General features: G+C 66.0%; 26 protein-coding genes. 8 read left to right on the forward strand and 18 right to left on the reverse strand.

From position 1 onward, the window contains the following. The first annotated feature begins 10 nt into the window (after nucleotides 1-10). Complete coding sequence (locus tag RHODMAR_RS28480) at nucleotides 11-154, forward strand: hypothetical protein (protein WP_157226225.1); 144 nt, start codon at nucleotides 11-13, stop codon at nucleotides 152-154. A 50-nt stretch (nucleotides 155-204) separates the two neighbouring features. Here RHODMAR_RS28480 and RHODMAR_RS25610 read toward each other — a convergent pair whose 3' ends face one another. Then, complete coding sequence (locus tag RHODMAR_RS25610) at nucleotides 205-561, reverse strand: hypothetical protein (protein ID WP_051048277.1); 357 nt, start codon at nucleotides 559-561, stop codon at nucleotides 205-207. Nucleotides 562-852: 291 nt separating this feature from the next. On the opposite strand from RHODMAR_RS25610, the gene istA reads away from it, so the two are divergent. Beyond that, the gene (gene istA / locus RHODMAR_RS25615) at nucleotides 853-2,571 is read left to right on the forward strand and encodes an IS21 family transposase (RefSeq protein ID WP_008720624.1); all 1,719 of its coding nucleotides are present in this window, start codon (nucleotides 853-855) and stop codon (nucleotides 2,569-2,571) included. Beyond that, complete coding sequence (istB, locus tag RHODMAR_RS25620; protein WP_006246577.1) at nucleotides 2,568-3,377, forward strand: IS21-like element helper ATPase IstB; 810 nt, start codon at nucleotides 2,568-2,570, stop codon at nucleotides 3,375-3,377. The genes istA and istB overlap by 4 nt, the downstream gene beginning before the upstream one ends. Nucleotides 3,378-3,425: 48 nt before the next feature. Here istB and RHODMAR_RS25625 read toward each other — a convergent pair whose 3' ends face one another. The 5 genes from RHODMAR_RS25625 to merA are packed head-to-tail and all read right to left on the reverse strand — an operon-like array spanning nucleotide 3,426 to nucleotide 7,275. Beyond that, nucleotides 3,426-4,304 (reverse strand): cytochrome c biogenesis CcdA family protein, encoded by an 879-nt coding sequence (locus tag RHODMAR_RS25625; RefSeq protein ID WP_048472691.1) that lies wholly within the window; start codon nucleotides 4,302-4,304, stop codon nucleotides 3,426-3,428. A 3-nt stretch (nucleotides 4,305-4,307) separates the two neighbouring features. Next, entirely contained in the window at nucleotides 4,308-4,832 is a 525-nt protein-coding gene (locus RHODMAR_RS25630; RefSeq protein WP_006246580.1) for a TlpA family protein disulfide reductase, read from the reverse strand. After that, a complete protein-coding gene (locus RHODMAR_RS25635; protein ID WP_040538777.1) occupies nucleotides 4,829-5,134 on the reverse strand; it encodes a hypothetical protein in 306 nt (101 codons plus the stop codon). The genes RHODMAR_RS25630 and RHODMAR_RS25635 overlap by 4 nt, the downstream gene beginning before the upstream one ends. Nucleotides 5,135-5,153: 19 nt before the next feature. Continuing rightward, nucleotides 5,154-5,813 carry an organomercurial lyase MerB gene (gene merB / locus RHODMAR_RS25640; protein ID WP_006246582.1) on the reverse strand — a complete coding sequence of 220 codons (660 nt, stop codon included), beginning with the start codon at nucleotides 5,811-5,813 and terminating at the stop codon, nucleotides 5,154-5,156. Nucleotides 5,814-5,850: 37 nt separating this feature from the next. After that, nucleotides 5,851-7,275: a mercury(II) reductase gene (merA, locus tag RHODMAR_RS25645; RefSeq protein ID WP_006246583.1), complete on the reverse strand. Its 1,425-nt coding sequence runs from the start codon at nucleotides 7,273-7,275 to the stop codon at nucleotides 5,851-5,853. A gap of 105 nt (nucleotides 7,276-7,380) precedes the next feature. Here merA and RHODMAR_RS25650 point away from each other — a divergent pair, with 105 nt between their 5' ends. The 5 genes from RHODMAR_RS25650 (at nucleotide 7,381) to RHODMAR_RS29320 (ending at nucleotide 10,167) form a co-directional block, all read left to right on the forward strand. Continuing rightward, nucleotides 7,381-7,770 carry a heavy metal-responsive transcriptional regulator gene (locus RHODMAR_RS25650; protein WP_006246584.1) on the forward strand — a complete coding sequence of 130 codons (390 nt, stop codon included), beginning with the start codon at nucleotides 7,381-7,383 and terminating at the stop codon, nucleotides 7,768-7,770. Nucleotides 7,771-8,978: 1,208 nt separating this feature from the next. Continuing rightward, nucleotides 8,979-9,251: a DUF3263 domain-containing protein gene (locus tag RHODMAR_RS25660; protein ID WP_042940340.1), complete on the forward strand. Its 273-nt coding sequence runs from the start codon at nucleotides 8,979-8,981 to the stop codon at nucleotides 9,249-9,251. Beyond that, on the forward strand, nucleotides 9,248-9,634 hold the full coding sequence (locus RHODMAR_RS25665; protein ID WP_008720645.1) for a hypothetical protein: 387 nt from the start codon (nucleotides 9,248-9,250) through the stop codon (nucleotides 9,632-9,634). Before RHODMAR_RS25660 ends, RHODMAR_RS25665 begins: the two co-directional genes overlap by 4 nt. Before the next feature lie 76 nt (nucleotides 9,635-9,710). Then, nucleotides 9,711-9,908, forward strand: a complete 198-nt coding sequence (locus tag RHODMAR_RS25670) for a three-helix bundle dimerization domain-containing protein (protein ID WP_008720647.1) — start codon at nucleotides 9,711-9,713, stop codon at nucleotides 9,906-9,908. Nucleotides 9,909-9,951: 43 nt separating this feature from the next. Then, on the forward strand, nucleotides 9,952-10,167 hold the full coding sequence (locus RHODMAR_RS29320; RefSeq protein WP_042940341.1) for an alpha/beta fold hydrolase: 216 nt from the start codon (nucleotides 9,952-9,954) through the stop codon (nucleotides 10,165-10,167). A 26-nt stretch (nucleotides 10,168-10,193) separates the two neighbouring features. On the opposite strand, the gene RHODMAR_RS25680 is transcribed toward RHODMAR_RS29320, so the two are convergent. The 12 genes from RHODMAR_RS25680 to RHODMAR_RS25735 form a co-directional block, all read right to left on the reverse strand. Continuing rightward, a complete protein-coding gene (locus RHODMAR_RS25680; protein WP_008720648.1) occupies nucleotides 10,194-10,793 on the reverse strand; it encodes a hypothetical protein in 600 nt (199 codons plus the stop codon). A gap of 271 nt (nucleotides 10,794-11,064) precedes the next feature. After that, nucleotides 11,065-11,217 carry a hypothetical protein gene (locus tag RHODMAR_RS28785; RefSeq protein WP_198289538.1) on the reverse strand — a complete coding sequence of 51 codons (153 nt, stop codon included), beginning with the start codon at nucleotides 11,215-11,217 and terminating at the stop codon, nucleotides 11,065-11,067. 712 nt (nucleotides 11,218-11,929) lie between these two features. After that, nucleotides 11,930-12,100, reverse strand: a complete 171-nt coding sequence (locus RHODMAR_RS28485; RefSeq protein ID WP_157226226.1) for a hypothetical protein — start codon at nucleotides 12,098-12,100, stop codon at nucleotides 11,930-11,932. A gap of 19 nt (nucleotides 12,101-12,119) precedes the next feature. Beyond that, complete coding sequence (locus RHODMAR_RS25690) at nucleotides 12,120-13,154, reverse strand: hypothetical protein (protein ID WP_008720649.1); 1,035 nt, start codon at nucleotides 13,152-13,154, stop codon at nucleotides 12,120-12,122. Between the two features lie 27 nt (nucleotides 13,155-13,181). Then, nucleotides 13,182-13,493: a hypothetical protein gene (locus RHODMAR_RS25695; protein ID WP_008720650.1), complete on the reverse strand. Its 312-nt coding sequence runs from the start codon at nucleotides 13,491-13,493 to the stop codon at nucleotides 13,182-13,184. A gap of 36 nt (nucleotides 13,494-13,529) precedes the next feature. Continuing rightward, the gene (locus tag RHODMAR_RS25700; RefSeq protein WP_008720651.1) at nucleotides 13,530-13,961 is read right to left on the reverse strand and encodes a hypothetical protein; all 432 of its coding nucleotides are present in this window, start codon (nucleotides 13,959-13,961) and stop codon (nucleotides 13,530-13,532) included. A 73-nt stretch (nucleotides 13,962-14,034) separates the two neighbouring features. After that, nucleotides 14,035-14,787: a hypothetical protein gene (locus tag RHODMAR_RS27230; RefSeq protein ID WP_008720652.1), complete on the reverse strand. Its 753-nt coding sequence runs from the start codon at nucleotides 14,785-14,787 to the stop codon at nucleotides 14,035-14,037. A gap of 83 nt (nucleotides 14,788-14,870) precedes the next feature. After that, nucleotides 14,871-15,671, reverse strand: a complete 801-nt coding sequence (locus RHODMAR_RS27235) for a prepilin peptidase (protein ID WP_051048279.1) — start codon at nucleotides 15,669-15,671, stop codon at nucleotides 14,871-14,873. Further along, nucleotides 15,643-16,386, reverse strand: a complete 744-nt coding sequence (locus RHODMAR_RS25715) for a hypothetical protein (RefSeq protein ID WP_008720654.1) — start codon at nucleotides 16,384-16,386, stop codon at nucleotides 15,643-15,645. The genes RHODMAR_RS27235 and RHODMAR_RS25715 overlap by 29 nt, the downstream gene beginning before the upstream one ends. A gap of 664 nt (nucleotides 16,387-17,050) precedes the next feature. After that, nucleotides 17,051-17,383, reverse strand: coding sequence for a hypothetical protein (locus tag RHODMAR_RS25725; RefSeq protein ID WP_008720656.1), 333 nt, complete (start codon nucleotides 17,381-17,383; stop codon nucleotides 17,051-17,053). A 40-nt stretch (nucleotides 17,384-17,423) separates the two neighbouring features. Further along, on the reverse strand, nucleotides 17,424-19,676 hold the full coding sequence (locus RHODMAR_RS25730) for an FtsK/SpoIIIE domain-containing protein (protein WP_081606118.1): 2,253 nt from the start codon (nucleotides 19,674-19,676) through the stop codon (nucleotides 17,424-17,426). Further along, entirely contained in the window at nucleotides 19,673-20,101 is a 429-nt protein-coding gene (locus RHODMAR_RS25735) for a hypothetical protein (RefSeq protein ID WP_042940345.1), read from the reverse strand. Before RHODMAR_RS25735 ends, RHODMAR_RS25730 begins: the two co-directional genes overlap by 4 nt. Nucleotides 20,102-20,746: the final 645 nt, after the last annotated feature.

The raw sequence follows: 20,746 nt of genomic DNA on the forward strand, positions 1-20,746 counted from the left end.
CCCCGGATGCGTGCCGATCGAAACCACCACGGTCGATCCACGCAGTCGCCGACCCACCCGCGCGGAGAACGGCTTCACATACGGCATATTGTTCGCGAACGAGCCTCAGGCGGCCGGAGCCGCGCAACGACGCGCTCGCGCACTGAATCTCTGACCGGTGGTCGCAGCCGCTGAGCGTCTGGCGCGCTGTCGGCCCCCTGCGTGTCAGCGATCGTCAGTTCGGGCGTGAACGACTCGCATCACGAACCCTGGATGCCGATCGCGACCGTACTCCCAGCGGATGGTTCGGGTGGGACCGTCCCGAGGAGGCCTGACGCTGATTCCGCGGTAGTCGTACCCGTCTTGCGGTACCTGCTCCCACTCGAAATCTACGGTCTCACCTTCGACCAGGTCGACGCTGGAGCCTGTGATGTAAACCGTCTCGTGCTCGCGTGTCGGAGGCAGGGTGATCGCCCGCAACATGCTGATGTGAACCCAGCAGCCGCTGGGAGTGTCGGCCGACTCGACGACGCCCCACCCTTCTTCACCACTCCACACCGCAACGACACCTGTACAGGTCACCGGCTCAGCGTAGCGACGCCGGTCGCTCCGACTCCACGCATTCCCCCCCTGCGGCGAGTTCCCACAGTGTCAGGTGAGCCGCCTGCCCTGACACGGGCATGCAGGGTGGTGGCGCGTAGAGCGGGGGAGCTTGTGGCGGTGACAGTCTGATTCGGGACCAGTGTGACGGTCTGATTCGGGACCCACCCGGGCTTCGGCGTGGCGTCGTGACGGCTTGATCTGGACCCACTTCCGTGGCGTCAGGAGGACCCGCATCCAGCGGTCCTCGCGGCACCGGAAGTGGGTTTCGGGATGAGGGTGCGTGTGGAACTGTTCGCTGCGATCCGTCGGGACGCCCGGGTCGAGGGCATGTCGATCCGAGCGCTCGCACGCAAGCACCAAGTCGGACGCGGCACCGTTCGCCGGGCCCTCACGTCCGCGGAACCACCGCCGCGGAAGACCCCGGTGCGTTCCTCGCCCCGGTTGGATCCGTTCAAGTCGGCCATCGACGACATGCTCCGCGCCGACCTTGAGGCGCCGCGGAAGCAACGGCACACCGCCCGCCGGATCCACGTCCGCCTCATCGAGGAACACGACGCCATTGAGGTGTCGTACTCGACGGTTCGCGACTACGTCCGCATCCGCCGCACGCAGATCGGCCTCGAAGCTGGCCGCCGGGTCGAAGTCATGATCCCCCAGGAGCACGCGCCAGGCGCAGAAGCAGAAGTCGACTTCGGCGAGCTCTACGTCATCCTGGCCGGGGTGAAGACGAAGGTCTTCCTCTTCACATTCAGGTTGAGTTACTCCGGGAAGGCGGTGCACCGGATCTACGCCACCCAAGGCCAAGAGGCGTTCCTCGAGGGCCACATCGCCGCGTTCAACGAGATCGGCGGCATCCCCGCCCGGCACGTCCGGTACGACAACCTCACCGCCGCAGTCACCCGGGTCGTCAACGCGCGCGGTCGTGAGCGGGTAGAGAACGACCGCTGGGTGCTGTTCCGCTCTCACTTCGGGTTCGACGCGTTCTACTGCCAGCCGGGCATCGCCGGGGCACATGAGAAGGGCGGTGTGGAAGGCGACGTCGGCCGGTTCCGCCGCCAGCACCTCGTGCCCATGCCCGTCGTCGACTCGCTCGACGAGCTGAACGAGAAGGTCCGTGCCTTGGACGCCGCCGACGACCGCCGACGGATCTCGTCGCGGATCCGGACCGTCGGCGAGGACTTCGCGACCGAACGCGAGAACCTCGCGCCGCTCCCGGTCGAGGGGTTCGACCCCGGGCTGATGCTGAACCCGATGGTCGACCGCTCCGCGATGATCACCGTCCGCATGGCCCGGTACTCCGTCCCGGCGCGGTTCATCCACCGCCGCGTCCGCGTCTCCTTGCGCGCATCCGAGGTCGTCGTGTTCGACGGCCGACTCCAGATCGCCCGGCACGCCCGCGTCATCACAAGGGGTGGCCAGTCGGTGAACCTCGACCACTACCTCGAGGTGCTCAAGGGTAAGCCGGGCGCATTGCCAGGCTCCACCGCGTTGGCGCAGGCCCGCGAATCGGGGGCGTTCACGCCTGCGCATGAGGCGTTCTGGGCGAACGCCCGCAGGCGGCTCGGGGATGCGGTCGGCACCCGGGAACTGATCGACGTGCTCCTACTGCACCGCGCCATGGCCGCCGACGAAGTCGAAGCCGGGCTGCTCGCCGCAGTGAGCGTCGGTGCAGTCTCAGCTGATGTGGTCGCGGTCGAAGCACGCCTGCACACCACCCTCGCAGCGCCCACCGGGGCCAGTTCAGACCGTCATCCCGTTGCGCAGCCCAGCGATGGCGAACGACGAGATGGCGACGCCAAGCGCAGCCGGAAGGTCGTGTCCCTCACCGAACGCCTGCTGCTCGACCCGGCCGCGGTCATCGCCGGCCTCCCGCCCGACACCCGGCCGCTGCCGTCGATGGAGAAATACCAGCAACTGCTCGGCCGCCGCACCGGCACCGACCACCACCCCGACCCGATGAGTCCCGATGAGAGCGGAGCACCCCGATGAGCACAGTCACCAGCGTGACCACCACCTTGCGCCGCCGCCGCGGCCTGACCGAGGAAGCCGCCGTAGCGGCGGTCGACCAGGCCTGCCGGAGGCTCCGGCTCCCGACCATGCGGGCCCTGCTTGGCGACGCGGTCGCGGCGGCGAACAAGGACCAGTTGACCTACACCGGATTCCTCGCCGAGCTGCTCCTGGCCGAGTGCGACGACCGCGACCGTCGGTCCACCATCCGGCGCGTGAACGGCGCCGGGTTCCCGCGGAGCAAGTTCCTCGCGGACTTCGACTTCGACGCCAACTCGAACATCAACCCCGCCACCATCCACCAGTTGGCGACCGGCGAGTGGGTGCGGAAGGGCCAGCCGCTGTGCCTGATCGGGGATTCCGGCACCGGCAAGTCTCACCTGCTCATCGGCATGGGGACCGCAGCCGCGGAAAAGGGATTCCGGGTAAAGTACACCCTCGCCACGAGGCTGGTGAACGAGCTTGTAGAAGCAGCCGATGAGAAGCAGTTGGCCCGCACGATCGCTCGTTACGGCCGCGTCGACCTGCTCTGCATTGACGAGCTCGGCTACATGGAACTGGACCGCCGCGGCGCCGAACTCCTCTTCCAGGTCCTCACCGAGCGAGAGGAGAAGAACAGCGTGGCAATCGCGTCCAACGAGGGCTTCGCCGGCTGGACCAAGACCTTCACGGACCCGCGCCTGTGCGCGGCCATCGTCGACCGCCTCACCTTCGGCGGCAACATCATCGAAACTGGTACCGACTCCTACCGGCTGGCGTCGACCCGGTCAGGGAACGCGTCGCGGTGACGCAATCAACCGAGCCTGTTTCGTGCGCACGCCGCACCCGGTGGGCTGTCACTGCGTGCTGTCCCGCGTGGTCATCGGGCGCCCCCGAAGGATCCGGCGGCGTCGCTGGAGAACCCCGAGCGCCAGCACTACCAGCGCAGACGCGGCAGCGAGCGCGCCGATGAGTGTCGCCCGTGTCTGGATCCAGCTGGAGACCACCGCGGAGACGTCAGTGAGTCCGCCACCACGGCCCGCGGCGACCGGGGCGTCGCTGGTGGCCGCCGGGTACCAGTACCAGGCCAGATAGGCGCCGGTGAGCAGCAGGACGACAGCGGTGACCCGTGGGCCATGGCGGGCCAATCGCGCGACGTGGCGGGTGAGTCCGCTGCCTGCCGCGGCGGTGGCCAGGGCGAGCAGCAGCAGGACGGTCGCCGAGCCAGCAGCGTAGACACCGAAGACGAGCAGGAGCCCGGCATAGCTGTAGGTGGCCTGCGCCTGCGCGATGACCGCGAGGATCACCCCGAACGTGCACGACAGCGAAGCCAGCGCGTAGCCGACCCCAAACGCAGCCATCCGGGCAGTGGGTGGGAGTCCCGCGGCTGCCCGGCCGGGGATCCGAGGCACCCGCACCGAGACCGAGCGTCCGGCTAGCATCCACAGGCCGAGAACCACCAGCAGGATGCCGACGGCCAGGCCAAGCGACGGCGCGGCGCGAATCAGCCCTCGGGCGCCGGCGCTGACTACCAGGCCAGCTGCCGCGAGGGTGCCGGCGAACCCCACCGCCAACACGAGACCGGCCCGCAGCGCCCGCAGCAGCCGCACCGGGACCGTTGAGGCATCGGTGTCGCCGAGGGTGTGGGTGATCCAGGCCGGGAGTAGCGCGAACCCGCACGGGTTCACGGGCGCGACCATGCCGGCCGCGAAGGCGAGGGTGAGCAGTCCGCCCATGGGTCAGGCTCCGGCCTTTGCCAGTTCGGCGGTGATCGTCGCGGCGTCGGGGTCGGTGGCGCGGAAGGTCACCGTGCCGTCGGCGTCGACGACGATCAGGGTGGACAGAGCGGCCACCTCGAATCGCCGGGAGAGTGCCGCGCCATCGTCGATTGCGGCCGGTACGTGTTCGGCGTCGACGGACTCCATGAAGTCGCCGATCAGGGCCTTGGATTCGCCGGGGTCCATGTCGACGGCGAGGAAGCTTGCCACGGTGCCGGCGTTCTCAGCGGTGGTGGCGGCCTCGCCGAGGGACCGGACGCCGTTGACGCATTCGCCGCACCCGACGGAGAAGAAGAACACCGCGGTGGGCTTCCCGTTGGCGGGCAGGCTGATCTGCTGGCCATCGACGCTGGTCACGGTGGCGGGTGAACCGGAACCGGCGGTCGCGGGGTCGGCACTGTTGCCGCAGGCGGTCAGGGTCAGCGATCCGGCGGCGAGTACGGCGGCGATCGAGAGCGCGGCGTGGTGGCGGCGGGTGATTCTCATCGGTTCTGCTCGTCCTTCGGGTCGACGTTTTCGTTGGTGGGCATGGGCGGGCAGCAGCCGTGGCCGGCGGTGCCGCCGCCGCGGCGGGAGATGGCAATCAGCGCGAGGATCGCCAGGGCGATCCCGGCGCCGATGACCCACGGGTTGCGGAGGAACGCGCCGATACCGGCGATCGCGCCACCGGCGATGAGGATGGGGAGCAAGGCGCAACAGGCGACCATGAGCAGCGCGGCGCCGGCTCCGAGGAGCAGGCCGCTGCCTCCCGGGCGATCGTCGTGGTTGGACATCATCGGTGTTCTCATTCCCTTCAGTGGGTATGGGTCAGCAGCAGCTGTGGCTGTCGTCGGCCGCGGCGGGCGCCTGGAGGCGGTTGAGCAGGCCGGTGGCGAGGGCGGCCCCGATCCGGCACGCCTCGGCCACCGGGACCACCTCCGCGCCGGGGTGCTCGGCCAGCCAGCCCGCGGCGTCCTCGGGGGAGGTGAAGTAGTGCACCTGGTTGCAGAAGGAGGAACGGATCGAGGTGATCTGCTCCGGGTTCACCAGCGACACCACCGCGGTGGGCGGATCGACGCTGGTTGCACCTTCTGTGGGGTCGACGTTGACCCGAACCGGCTCGCCGCTGACCGGGGAGGCCGACTCCACCTTTGCCGGGCGGTCCAGCAGGGCGGGGAAGATCAGCGTGTCCAGCGCACACCAGGTGTAGAGCTCCTCACCGGCCACGGTGAACCGGTGCGGGGTGGGGCGCAGGGTGAGGCCCTGGCCGATGATCCGGCCCTGATCGTCGTACTCGGTGTCCGGCACCGCCGCGAGACCGCGCCGTACGTCATCGAGGGTGCGGCTCGCAGCCGCGGCGAGTTGCTCGACGGTGACGGGGTCGCCGTCGACGAGCAGCCGCAGCAGCGGGATCAGCAGGCCGGCGTCAAGGCCGGTCTCCTCGGGTCGGGTGAGTCGTTGGGGCAGTTGGGTGCTGAGGTCCGACATCGCGGATGCCTCCTTCGTTGAGTGGGGTGGGTGCGGGTCAGGCGCAGCAGGAGAGCTTGGAGACGTCGGTGGTGAAGGCCTTCGCGACGATCCGGATGCCCTCGGTCATGGTCAGGTAAGGCGCCCAGGCGTCGGCGACCTCGGCGATGGTCTTGCCGATGATGTGGACGCCCGCGGCGGCCAGTTCGCCGGCGTCCTTGGCGACCGCGGTCAGGCCGAGGATCTCGCCGGTGTCGGCGTTGGCGACCATCTTGATGAAGCCGCGGGTGTCCCGGTTGACCAGCGTTCGCGGCACGTATTCCAGCGGGAGCACCCGGCAGTCGCAGCGGATCCCGGCCGCGAGGACTTGGGCCTCAGTCATCCCGACTGCGCCGATCGCGGGACTGGTGAACGTGACCCGGGGCAGCCGCATGTAGTCCACCGACCGCTCGGCGTCGGTGAAGGCGTTCTCGGCGACCACGGTGCCGTGGTGGGCGGCGACATAGACGAACTCGGGGTGCCCGGTCACGTCACCGGCCGCCCAGATCCGCGGGTTGGAGGACTGCAGCTGGTCGGTGACCACGATCTCGCCGACCTCGCCAGTCTTCACCTCGACCGCGTCGAGGTTGAGCCCGTCGGTCACCGGTCGGCGGCCGAGAGCGACCAGAACCTCGTCGGCGCGGAACTCCTGCGCGCCACCGGAGACGTCCGCGGTCACCACCACCTGGCCGGTGGCGGCGTCGCGGGTCACGCGGGTCGGGACCGCTCGGCGGACCACCCGGATGCCCTCATCGGCGAAGACCTCCTGCAGCGCCTTGGAGACCTCCGACTCCTCCTTCGACGCGAGCCGGGACCGAACCAGCAGGGTCACCGTCGACCCGAGCCGGGCGAACAGCTGCGCCTGCTCCAGGGCCACGTAGCCACCACCGAGCACCAGCAGCGAGTCGGGGACCTCGGTCAACTCCATCGCCGTAGTCGAGGTCAGGTACCCGGCCTCCTCCAACCCTTGGATCGGCGGGGCCCAGGGACGGGACCCGGTGGCCACCAGGTACTGCGCTGCCTCGATGGTCTCGACGCTGCCATCCGCCGCGGCGACCTCGAGCAGGGGCGAATCCGGAGTGCCGGCGAACGCGGCGTTGCCGCGGCGGACCTGCCAACCGTAGGAGTCGGCGACGTCGACGTACTTCTCACCCCGCAGGGCCTCGACGAGATCCTGCTTTCCGCCGATCAGGGCCGGCATGTCCACCGCGCCCGCGACGCTGGCGATGCCCGGGAACCGGGTCGGCGCGTCCGCGGCCACGTGCCGGGCCTCCGCGGCTGCGATCAGTGCCTTCGACGGCACGCAGCCGGTGTTCACACACGTGCCGCCGAACGTGCCACGCTCGACCATCACCACCGACTTGCCCAGAGAGGTCGCACGAATGGCCGCCGCGAACGCACCGCCGCCGGATCCGATGATCGCGAGGTCGTACCTGGTCTGCATCCCGATTCCTCCCAGAACTGTTGGGAAACGCTCCTGATGCAGCGATACTGGACCTTCCAGTAAAGGGGAAGGTCAAGCGAGACCTGCGACACGATGGAGGCCGGGATGCGGATCGGAGAACTCGCCGAGGCGGCAGGCACGACCACCAAGACTCTGCGGTTCTACGAAGAGCAAGGGCTGCTGCCCCCGGCCGAACGCACACCGGCCGGCTACCGCGACTACACCCCCGACGCGGTCAGCCGGATCGACTTCGTCCACCGCGGCCAAGCGGCCGGGCTCACCCTCGCCCAGATCAAGCAGATCCTCGACATCCGCGACCACGGCCAAGCTCCCTGCGGCCACGTACGTGACCTGCTGGACGCGCGCCTTGCCGACATCGACGCGCAGATCGCCGACCTCACAACACTTCGCGACAACGTGGCTGCGCTCCGCGACGATGCAGCCCTCCCAGAGCCCGAAACCTGTAGCCCCGATCAGGTCTGCAGATACCTATAGCCCTCGCCACTCGGCAGTGACCACCGAGACCAAGGGCGTGATTAGCCGGTGCCAGGTGGGTCCCAGTCAGGCCGTCATCGTGGTCCCAGATCGGGTTGACACAGCCAAGCTTGAGGGCTTCTATCTCTCCTCTAGGGGTGCGGTAGTCGAGGAACCTGCTCCAGTAGTCGAGATGCGTGAGTCGATCGAGAACCAGTGGATCCGTACACCGAATAGTCAGGCATTCGGTAACGCAGTGGGAGGTGCGCCGTCCGTGGCGCACCTCCCACTGCCTTACGCCGGGAGTTCATACTCCTGTGTGGTGACCGCAGGTACTCTTTCGATGGCCGTGAGCGGGTCGCCCTTGAGTTGACCACAGCTGTCTTTCGGCAGCTCGAGGCGCACTGCGCGAGATTGTGGATCTACAGCCCACACCACCGGGATCGGCGCTGAGCCGACAGCATCGCAATCCTCTGGATCGCGGGGTGGGTCGGTCGGTGTGTTCACAACCGCTAGCGCACCGACCACGTCCCCGCCTGCGCGTTCGGTCTGGCGCATTATCTGCGTGCCGTTCTCCGGTCGGTCACCGTAAAATTCACACACCACAAAGCCCACTGCATCGAAGGTGGCCGGAAGTGCGCCTGCGACTGGGGCATTAGGGATACCGGGATTACTGGTCGCGGCACCAGGCATCGCACTCACGACGACGTTCGGGGCAAGGCAAGATGCCTGCGGGACGACCTGACCTGCCGGTAAGGCTACCGATTCGCCGCGGGATTGAAACCAGAACGTAGCCCCGGCGACAACAATGAGCAGCGCGACTCCACCGATAGCCACGCTGCGTCTTCTAGACATGGTCGCATCGTAAGCGCACCACACCCCTAGAGCTTGCTGGTCAGATGTAGAGCAGGTGGGTGGCGGTACCGTCGAAGCGTTCGAGGTTGTCGAGGACGCCGGTGTAGTTTGCGGGCCCACAGGCGACGATAATCCATGGGTCGGCATGGCACCGATCGAGTCGCCCCGTCGATATCGATCATCGGCGACCCGCTCGTCCTCAGGACTGGGCCGGGGCCAGCCGCGCGGACGGGTCGGTGTCGTAGTGCTCACTGGTCTGCGTTCCTGACAGAGTGGAGTCACATTCAGGGCGTTTGTTCACTGTTCACCTGTCCGTCGCCCTATGGTTGCTCGCGGCGGCTGCGACGGTCGACGGGCCGGGTGATACTGCAGTAATGCCGCTGACACCTGACACCCCGCACGAGCGAGATCGGATGCTCGCGTTCGCCGTGCAGTGGATGCCGTACGGGGGCGGCGACGCCGAGGACATCATGGTTGCCTTCGGGATTCCGCCGGAGACGTATTTCCGCAGGCTGCGACACCTGCTGGCCGACCCCGCGCGGCCCGTCGACCTCGATTCCCGGACCACGGACGCTTTGCTGCACGTATGCCGTCGTCGCCTCGAACACAGCGCGGCATCCGCCGGCCGCCCACAGGTAGGGCAATGACCAGCACACGCGAAGCGGCCACCGCCAGGGAATCGGCGCAGTTCATCACACATTCACCTGGGGCGGAACACTCGCCACGTTCCGGTGGCCAGAAGATGAACGCACCCAGCACGAAACCGTCGTCGACCACATCCCGGCGAGGGCCCGACAGCTCCGATCGTGCGCAGGCGCAGATCTTCGCGGCAATGCTGACTGTCGAGATCAACGCTGTTTCGGCGCTCGTCGACGAAGCCGAACAACTCGCCCACAAAGCCGGGCGAATCGGCCAAGGCACCGCCCGGCTCTGGCACAACGAAGAAGCCCGGTCGCAGCGAAAATTGCTGTACGCGCTGCACCGCCAACTCGACGCCCTCCACACACGGTTTACCGATGTCTCGGGGTAGGCACCGACTGCCCGACTCCGGAACCACGCCGGACACCCAATTGACCACACCCCGAACAGAGCGGATCGTTCAAAAGATGACTACCACCGAACACGAGCACATCGACGCCGTCCGCGATCGCCTCGGTGCCCAGTTTCCCGATGTGCCGCGCCCGGTCATCGACGACACCATCGCCGCCGAGCATGCCCGTTTCGAGGGCAACTCCATCCGCGATTTCGTCCCGTTGTTCGTCGAACGCAAAGCCCGCCAAGCACTCCAGGCCCACGCCCACTAGCGGTCCGCGACACTCCGCCGGTTCAGGTCGAGGGAACGCTTTGGTGCAGCCACGAACTCTGCCCGTTCTCGGCAGCACGATCAGCTTCACCGATGCGGGTACCGGTCCACTCGTACTGTTCCTGCACGGCAATCCCACCTCGTCCTACCTGTGGCGCAACATCACGCCCGCCGTCGCAGCACACGGCTACCGCACAATCGCGGTGGATCTGATCGGCATGGGAGCCTCAGGCAGGGTACGGTCCGTCGAGAGCGTGTGACTGGCTAGCTCAGACACCTCGACTTGCTAACCCCGCTTAGTCCGGATAAGAGTACGGTTTCGGGCCAACAGGGCACGCGCCCGGGTCGGCGGTACGTCGCGACCATGGACAGTGGTCACCACAAGATCGAGGCCATCGAGACAAATACTGGCGGCGTCGAGAGGGTCGGCTTGACCGGGATCGATCAACGCGATCTTCGACAAGTCCCCGCCGTGTTCGTGGACGGCAAGGAGCCCGAACTTGGGTTGACCGATCAGGGCGACGTGGTGGCCGGCCGCAGTGGCGGAGGCGACAAGTCCGACGAGAATCGATCCGGCACCGGTGATCGACAGGGCCGTTCCGCGGGCCAGTGCGCCGCGTGGGAGCAGTTCCGACAGCGGCATGGGCACCGGCAGGGTTTTCAGGGTTCGCGAGCGCACAGGGACACTCAGGGCTCGTTCATCGCCTTCGGTCGCGGCGGCCTGCGCGTGCGGCTGCGGCGGGGCGAATACGGGCGAGTCGTCTGAATCGGTGGGAGCGTGGTCTCGGCGTCCAGGGATCGCAGCCATGCTGCGGCGCAGAGCGGCGAGCTGTGCGGCCTGGTCCAAGGTGGTGAGGTCGGGGATCGAGTCGACGGTACCGGCCATGAGCTGCGACCTTTCGCCGAACGGATCAGTCCCCTCAATCTATGGGAACATACGTTCGATGTCGAACTACCTGCGTACGTCCGATCCCCGCACTGATTCCTGAACCCTGGCGGCGTTCACGAGGTATTCGAGACGGAGTTCGGGGTCGGCCGTCAGGTGGCGATGTTCGGCGAGCACCCGGCGGACATGCTCAAGGCCTGCGCGCACGGTGGGGTCGTCGGGGTCGTAGCCCTCATCGACGATGGCGGCGCGTTCTCGATCGGGTCCATACCTACTTGGACGCGGCGGCTTCTGGTGCGGTTCCGGCGTCGTAGATCAGATCGTCGGCCCCTTCGTAGCGGTAGGCCCGCTGCCCACTCGGCAGGGTCACCCACCCCGACTGCCCGTGATCAGGGTCCGGATCGAAGCTGCGGTCATCGGTCATCGGCCAAGTATCCCTCAATCAGATTGCGAAACCGATCCCATTCAAATACCGGGCTACGCTGCCGGCGAGGACGCACCCATGTGGCCCGGAAGTTGCGCCTGTCACCAGTCCCAGGACCACTGCGCTCCGCGCACTACACAACCGATCTCGGCGGTACTTGATCGTCGTCCGCCCTGGCATCGGCGGTAGCGGCTGGGGCCAGCCTGATGAACATCTCGACGCAGAGTGCTCGACCTTTACTGGCGTGGTCGGCTTCGGTCGTACTCCTGGCGTTGATGGCGGCGGCTCCGAGATCTCCGGCCGCGCGGTAGAGGAACGATGTCAGGAGGGCGAGGGTGCGTGGAGCGGGAGTGGTGACGATGGGAGGCTCTCCTTGCTTGATTGCGACATCCGAACTCGATCGACTTCCAGAGCGGCGTGTAGGACGGAAGCTGTTCATGAGCTGTAGCCCCAGGTATGGAACCTTGTTTCTGTACATGCCGGGCAGTAGTTTTCGTCGTCGTGACTCCACCCGGGTGGAGTCACGATCGCGGCGACGGCGGCGCGCCTGTCGAAAGCTGGTAGACCGCATCCGGTGCACCAAACATCCCACCGCTGCGCGCATTCGATTCGATCGGCTTGTGTGATTGCTTTCCCAATCAGGACTGCAGCAGCAGCCGAGACCACAAGTGCCCCAACACCGACCATCAAAATTGAGATCGTCATCTGCAACCTATTCCGCCTGCTCGTCGGTGCCGATTGCTCCGTCGGTAGGCCCCGTTGCGGGGTCGTCCTCGGGTCGAACTGCGCGGAAGTCTGCGCGCGGCATGATGTCTGGATGGAATCGCCATGGAGCGCGGCGTTCTCGTCTGTGCGGTGGCGGTGAGGGGTTCTCGGTTGCCATGGTTCTTTCCTTTCGTCGATCAGTCTGTGTCGATGTCTTCGAGTTGTACGACGAGCCTTTCCCCGACGGGCTGACCCGGTCGCTCGTAGGGGACGAAGTGCGAGTTGACAACGCGATAGCGGGTGCCACGCGGAAGGAGATGGCTCGTGTCGTCTCCCTTGTCCGATGCTCCGAGGTACAGGCCTCGCGTTGTCTGGATCTCGAAGACTGCGTCCGTCGGATGGCTGTGCGCGTCGAGCTCGTGGATCGAGTGGCGGGCGCCGGTGAAGCGGTCGAAGGCTACGACCGAGCCGGGTGAGAGGGTCTCCGGTAGTTCGGATGGATGGATGACGGCGTTGGGCAAGCTCACGACGGTGTAGACCAGGTGTCCACGTCCGGACTCGCGCTCGTACCGCTGGATGGCGCGGTCGACCCGCTGGATGTGGCGGCGCTGGTCGTCATCGAGCCGCACTGCATCGCCGTTGACATCGGACAACGCGTCGTTGGTGCGCTTCCAATTGTCTGGATCACCGATCAGCGAGCTCATCGCGCGGTACTGGGCATGTGGAACGTTTTGCTCGACAGTTCTCTTGGTAGCCGATCGTGCATTGCGCTGGCGTGCGCTGAGACTTCGGCGGAGTTCGATTGCAGCCGGCAGCGTCCGTCTTTTTCGTTCGTTCGTGATCGGCGCGGTGGTGTTTCGAGGAAAGGCTCGTTCGAGGTCGCGGCGCGCGCGTGTGAGACCGGGGAGTCCTTCGATGTCGGTATCGAGACCGCGGGCGTGCTCCCGGTTCGCGGCTCGGTCGGCGAAGCTTGCGTGGGGTAGAACTACCCCCTGCTTCTTCTCCAGGTCTCCGCTGGATCCACGGTCGGGGTCGAACGCGCCCCCGTCTGGGGTGACGCGATTGCGACTACGGCGCGCGGACGACATCGAACTCTGCACTGACGGGATCTCGCGGTTCTGGGCGCATAGGGAGTACTGCCATCCCGCGCCGAGCGGCTTGGCTGACGCGACCTGCAGCGACGCCGAGGTGTTCGACGGCGCTGCAGGTGCACGATTGTCGGGTGCCGCCACCCGGCGACGCGACTGCCGGGGTGAGGGTCATCCCGGCCGACCGGGCAGATCGGTTGGGGTTCCAATCGTCCATGCGACATCGACGACGTCGGACAGGGTCCGACTCAGGTGGCCACAACTGGTGCATTCGCCGGGCAGTTTCTGCGAGACGAGAGCGAAGAAATGCTCGTCGCACGCGAGGTGGGCCATGAGCTGCCCGCCGGCGCAGCAATCCTTCATCGCCACGGCCCACCGTGCACCCCGTGGCGCGGATCGTCCGTCCCGAGAACGGGGTTCCAGCGAGCAGACGTCGCATGCAAGCTCGATATGGGTGATGGCGTCGGTTCGTTCGGTGCTCATCGCACGGCCCCCTCTGGTTGTCTACGGGATTCCACGTCAGCTCGCCATGGCGTCGTGTTCGCTGTGCTCGTTGTGGTGGTCGTTCTGGTGGTGCTCGGATGCCGGCCCGTCGTGGTTCTGCTGTCCGCTCTCGTGCCCATGGGGTTCGCCGCCGGTGCTGTCTGTATCTGCCGACGGGCTCGGCGCGGGCTCTTTCTTGGTGGTGGCAGGTTTTGCGGCTCCCTTCAGTGATGGGCGGACGTAGCCGCCCTTCTTCAGTTGGGCGGTGGTGAAGCCTGCAGCTTTGGCGGCGTCGTAGGCCGCGATGAACTCGGCGGTCGACTCGACGTGTTCAGCCTGGGCTTTGGCGACTGCATCGGCCTTCTGTCGGCTGTTCTCGGCTGCTTCGACGAGGTTGCGCATCGCAGTGAACTGCGGGCCGAGGATCTCGCGGGTGGTTGCATCGGCCTGGTCGGCGGTCTTGGGCATGATTTCCTTCTTTCGTGTTGTGTGCAAGGGACTTTCATTCATCATGGAAGGAGGTTTGCGGTCGATCTGGTGGTCAGTTCATTGGTTCCGACTCACCTGCAGGGGTCGCAGCGGTGTCGTCGAGACCGCAGAGTTGCCTGGCCGCGGCGGCATCGCCGCGGGTGATGGGCAGGGCGTATATCTGAGCCACGCGAAGGTATTTCGCTGCAAAGGCACACGCGAAGTCGCTGTTGTCCGGATGCCATCGAGAAAGACCGCGCTGAGCTCTGTCTTCGACTGCCGGCGCGCTGGCGACGATGATGTTGTTGTGGACGTCGCTGACGAATCGTTGCTGCTGTTCAGGTGTCCACGCAGCCGCGCCCAACGTCCACGCAGCATCCAATGGGTAGACGTAATCCGTTGCCGCAACCTCTTTTTCAGTTGCCACATCGTATTCGGCGGTGGCACCGGTGTATGGATCGTTCAACACGCCCTGTGCCACAACGCAATTGTCCGTCCCGGCAACGAATGTGACGTCGTCGAGCTCCGCTGCCAACGCGATGTTCATGGTGTCGCATCCGTGATCGCTCTCCGGCGGCCGCACCTCGAGTTCCACCGATCGCCGATCATCGGGCCACCTCGCCGCGCTGTCGAGATCGGCGACGACGGGCAACGCGTCGAGAAGGCCCGCAACGGTGATGACGTCGTGGAAGACCTGGGGCGGTGGCGGTGACGAGTCAACCTCACGGTGGTGGTCCGTGGTTATAACCACGACGGCCGCGGCCGCCACGGCGACCATCGCGGCGGCCGCACCGGCTGTCCATGCGATCTGATGTGTCTTCGCCATCGTGGCGATCACCTCTTCGGGAGCTGTCGAGTTCGGGGAAGAAAAGAAATCTGTGGCGGGACGACGTGCAGGGAGGAGAAGGGTCAGGACGCGACGAGGGCGAGCGCCGTGCCGAGTACGAGATACGGGCCCAGCGCGATATGCGACCGCGCAGGCTCGGATCGGATCGCTCGAAGAACTCGGGCGACGATCACTCCGACGAATGCCGTCAGAATCGAGAACACCAGCGCCGCAGGGAGAGCTGCCCATCCGACGTAGCCGAGGACCATCGCGAGCGAGACCGTCAGGCGCGCATCACCGATACCGATTCCGCCGCGCAGAAGAACGGCAAGCGCGAAGAACACCACACCTGCTGCAGGGCCGGCGAGGAGGGCGCGGCCGACCGCGCCCCAGGTGCCGTGAACGACTCCAGTGAGCAGAATCATTGCTGCAGTTCCACCGGCGGCCAGATACGCAAGAGCGGACGGAATCCGTTGCACGCGTTGATCGATCCACGCAATCCAGGGCAATACGAGAGCCAAGAACACCAAAGCCGCATGCGGTGAACTCGCCGGAGTGCTGGCGGGCACAGAGACGACGCCCCACACGACGCCGGAGACGATGACGGGAACTTTCGTCCCCAGCGCCGCCTCGTCGACAGAGATCTCGACCCGTTCACACACCGCGATGACCGTGGGCCGCAGCGCGGCCGCCAGGAGTGCGCCGACGATCCCAGCCATCGCAACGATCGAGATGCGGCTGACAGCCGCAATCCCGGCTCCTGCCTGGGTGCCGGCCCAGGATGCCGACGAGGCCACGATCAAGACCCAGAGGAGGCCTGCCGCCAGGGCGACAACGACACTTCTGACGTAGTCGCTACGCAACATCAGCTTCTCGTTCACCATCAGAACGAGCGGCGTACACGGCCATCCGGGCACGGTAGCGAATCTTCTTCTTCAGCGCTGAGCCGAGATCGATTCCGAGCACGTCCGCGAGATGCTCCGTGGACCACTGCCTCCGAAGCGCGATCGAGACGATCTCTGCCTGCTCTGCAAGTGTGAGCGGCAGTCGCCATTCGCCGCACAACCGACGGTAGACGGCCGCCTCGTCGATGCCGCGGATGCCTCGGGGCGAATGTGGACGCGCTCGAGGGTCGTCGATTTCGTCGTCGTCCCAAGCAAGCGGCGTCGCCCATCCCTGCTCGCGGGCTGCGTTCCGTACCTGTTCGTCCGGACCTGGTGTCATGGAGATCTGGTCGTAGACATCGTTGATGACGGACCAGACCTCACTGGGGACGACTTGATCAGACGGCAACGTCGAGAGCTTGGGGACCGACAGTCCGGTCAGTTCGGACAGCGCTTGCACCGAGTAGCCCATCGCGACGAGTGCCCGGATTCGTCGCTGAGCTCCGACACCGAGTGTCATCGCCCGACCCCGGCTGGGGTGGAAGGTGACGCCGAGAATCGCTTTCGAGATGCTCGCGGTGATCTCGGTACATCTGAGGTTGGCGACCGTTTCCACATCGCTGAGGTTGAGCTTCGTCAGGTCGAGGATCATCTGGTCGGGCATGCCGCCGAGCCGTAAGGACAGCAGATGGCGGCGGGCCGGGCCGGAGGGCACCGATGAGGTACTCCCACGGCGAGATGTTCTGTTAGATCCCGCCGCGGGAGCGGAGCGAGGCTGCGCACGCGCAGCACCACTGCCGTCGCTCGTCGGACCGAAGGAACCACCCCTCGGCGTCGTCGAGCAACTCCATGAACCGGTATTCCGGTCGCGATTCATTGTATTGCTATTGGGCACTGCATCACACAGTGCGGGGGGAAGTTTCTTTTGCGTACGCGAAACCACGTCGACGTCAGTCATAGTGCATCCCTTTTCAGTTGATGCGGTTGGTCAGACCGCACATCAGATGTTGGGGACACTACCTCGCGGGAGTGCATCGCGTCCAGACCGTCGGGTCGTTTTTCTTCGGTGATGAGAGCGCCGCGGTCGTACAGTCCGCCGGCCGCAACGCCGGTATAACGATCTGCCTCGGCTCTTGTTCGGCATGCGACGAAGGCTGCGAGCGGGCAGATCTCGCATGATTCGAGGAGATCCGCTGCAGCGAGGGTTGCTTGCCGGCGGCGTTCGAGGCGTGGGAGCCGTGACTGCAGCATCTCTGCGACGGTCACTTCACGCGAGGCCCAGTTGCTGTCTCGGACACACTGTCCGAGTGGCATCGTGAACGATTCTCTGCTCGCGATCGCGCGTAGTTCTGCGCGGCGACCACTGGTGGCTTTCGTTCTCATCCCCGGTCACCTCCGTGCAGACGAGCCTGTCGGGCTGAATAGGCGGTGCGGCCGGCGCTGATCGCGACGGCTCCGAGTGCGATGACGACAGCGAGAGCGACGATCAGTCGTCGACCGTCGAGACCGGCACCGTCCGATGCCGGGATCGCCACCATCGGGGATGCCTCGCTGGCGATCAGGATGGAATGGTCGACCATCCAGGCGATGGCTGTCGACCACCACAGGCCTGCGGATCCGAGAGCCATGGTGGCCGCGAGGGGGGCGATCCAGATCAGCGCCATCTGATCGTCGTCCGAGAGTGCTTTGCTGTTGTTGCCGTGCTGGGGCATGTGGTTGTTCCTCTTCTGATCGAGTGTCTCGCAGGGTGATTCAGGTGGCGAGGGCAAGAGGGCGACGAACTTGAACGGTCACATCGAGAGGAATGTCGAGCACCCCCTCGGCATCGCCGTCGCCGCGCCAGGTCAGCCCGACCATGTCGTCGCCGGAGTCGTCGCCGTAGATGGCGGGCTCGTTGTCGACGACCACCCAGATCCCGGCGTCCTCGTCGAGGAGAATCAGGTCGCCGGCCACGAGGTCGACCGGGGCGGTGTCTTCGGATTCGCCGTAGCCCTCCCAGTCGTCGACGTCCGAGTCGGAGTCGGGCACCACCTGCAGGTGCGGGCGGTCGAAGCGCACCGGCGAGGCCGGCACGAGGACGGCATGCTCCTCTTTCGACGTCTGAGAGTCGTGCGCGGGCTCGCGAACGGCGGGGGTGTCGAGGTTGAGCATTGCCATCGGCGACGAAGCGCGACGAGCGGTCTCACTGTCCGCGCGAGTCTTTCGCCTGGCGACGGGATCGAGGTTGGGATGGTCCGCCGCGCGCGCCCACGGCGCACCGGTGACGTGATGGAAGCGGATCTCTTCTTCACCGTCCTCGGTGCCGCCGGGATCCGGGTCGAGAATCACCAACCGCTCGTGCCGCACTTCGAGAGGACGCAGGCGGTCCAGCACTGCGGCGTCCTCAGTGTCTGGCGCGGTTTTGCGGGGGTCGGGAGTGAAGTAGGTCTGAATTTCGACGGCTTGGTTGTGGTCGTTGACACTGGTCGCACGCCCACGACATCCGCGTGGGATACCGACTCCGGTGGTTGCCGATTCCCACATCATCATCGCGCCCTGCGGACTCAACCGACCCATCGATACGCGCTGGCGAAAGTTGTCTCGCATGTCTCCGCCGAAGTACTCGGCATCGGGACGCTGCGTTCCCAACACCATGTGGCACTTCGCTGTGCGACCTTTTCGCCCGATCGACGCCACTTCCTGAAGGGTCTTCGGCTTGGTGGGGTCGCCCTTACCTTTGATGCTCGAGTACCAGTTGAGCAGGTTGCCACGAAAATCGGCGTACTCGTCGATGAACAGAACGACAGGCTCGAAGTCGGCCTCGGTAGCTTCTCCGTTGACGATCAGCGAGTACCGGGTTTCCATCAGCTTCCAGAACCGATGAATTACTGCGATCTGGTGCTCCATGTGACTGGCGACGATCTGCACATTCGGCCAGTCCTGGAACCCCAAGAACTCGACCCCTTTTCCGTCGACGACCCACACAGGCCAGCCGTGCGCGGTGAGCTGTGTCAGCAGGGTGTGAGCGGTGACGGTCTTTCCGGTTCCGGATGCGCCGACGAGCATGAAGTGCGGGTCGATCGCCGGCCGCCACACCATGGGGTTGCCGTCCTCGTCCTCGCCGTACGAAATCGCGACCGAGTCGTAGTCGGAGTGCGCGAGGTCGCCGAGGTCGGTCGTGGACCTTTCGTCGTCGAGGCCGGCCGGGTTGTAGAGCTTCTTCGGAAAGGTCGGGCGCACCTCGAAACGCACCCAGTCCGTTTCGAGGTTCCAGCGAGCACGCCACCGGCCGGGCAGATTGACGCTCACTACTCGTTGCACTCGGGCCCGATAGCCCTCGGACTCGAGTCGATGTCCGACCTCATGGGTGGCTTCGACAGCCACAAGATCTCCGGTGCTCGGGTCCGTCTCGTGTCTGGTGATCTTTCCGGTCGGCCCCAACAGCGCGAGAATCGTGCGCGTGGCTTTGACGAGTTCGGGCGAGACATGCGTCTCGGAAATGGACCGCGTGTCCGGGACGAGAACGAGTCGGCGCTTGCGTGTGTTGTGCTTCTGGATCTGGTATCGACCCCAGCTCTGCTGGGAGAGCAGTTCGACGACGCGGGGCTCCCACTGGTCGTCGAGAAGGAGCGCGGCCGACTGATAGCGGACCGTGATCCGGCCCGGACGGCCGGGCCACTGTCCGCGCCACCGAGTCGCCGTCAGGACATCACGGGTCGGCGGTGACGCGGTCAGCCTGCAGAGCTGCTCGATCGCCCGATCGGTCTCTTCGGCTCGGATCGTGGCTCGATAGCCGTTGTAGCCGACGACCGCGCCAGCCCCGACGCCGAGTGCTGCCCCACCCCAAGCGATCGCGGCGTCGAGCTCCACTATCGGGCCCAGCGCTGCCGACACAACTCCACCGGCCACCCAGAGCACACAGTTGCGGATCCACGGATTGTTCTGGGGGTCGAGCGACGGGGCATCACGCAGCGACCGGTATCCGTCGAGGGGAGCCTGAGCCGGGGCGGGTAGTGCGCCCATCATGCATCCCGGGTGATCGTGATCAGGATGCCGTCACTGGAAGTCGGGCGCATCGTTGCGGTCAGGGCCACGCGGCGGCGGCCGACTTCGTTGTTGAGATGGGTCGGGTTGTAGTCGAGGGAGAATCTGCACGCGACGTGAGGCCGGCAGTGCACGGCGCGGATCGCCGCCTCGACAAGCCTGCTCAAGCGCTCGTCTTCGGAATCGACGCGCAGGTTGCTCGAATTCCACTCGACGACGAGAGACCAGACCTCGTCGGTGGTTGCGAGGGTCACGATCCGGTCGGTGGGATCGTCGAGCCTGAAGGTCTCGATGCGAGCGAAGTTCGGCAGCGCTCCTCGATCGATGACAGGACTCAGGGGGCCGCCCGCGGTTCGACTGCTCCTCGAACGTGCCCTCGCTACGTGTAGTCGTGTCGGTGCGCTCATGGGGACTCCCTGTCTCGTCGTGCCTTCTCGAGAACAGGTAGATGCAAGTGCGTCGACTTCTGTGACAACTGCAGGGAATCTTTTTCCGACAACTCTTCATCTCGCGCAGCAGCGCATGCGTTCATGGCCCCATCACTGGCACACCGATCGGTCACCGGTGATCTATCGGTGATGGTGCGACCGACGTCCGACAAGTCGAGCTGGGTGTTCCGACCTACCGGCACCCGTGCAGTCATTTGCCTTCGACACCCCTTGACATGGGGGGTACGCTGCAAACTGCGAAGCGAAGCGAGCAAGGCTTGCAGCGACCTTCCCACATCCGGGGCATATAACCACCAATTCTCGGCAGCATCGGTGCCTCATCAACTGCTCATCGGATACGGTTCGATTCCTCTCTCACGCACCTTCGGGCAACGGCCATCCGGCCTCCGTGCCAGGCATGACCGCCACGAGATTCGACATACGCAAGCCACCCCGATCTGCCTGGAGCGCGGCTCCTCGTCGCGGATCCGCGAGCCAAGGACGGAAGCTGATGGTCACGTAGCGCGAGGGGCAAGAACGGCGGCCACCGATCACGGGAAACATCGCGCCCCACGGCACGCCCGTACAGGGCGACCGGACAGCGGCCGGCGGCCCTCACCGAGT

Origin of the sequence: Rhodococcus sp. AW25M09 (assembly GCF_000333955.1) — a bacterium.
Taxonomy (GTDB): Bacteria; Actinomycetota; Actinomycetes; order Mycobacteriales; family Mycobacteriaceae; genus Rhodococcoides.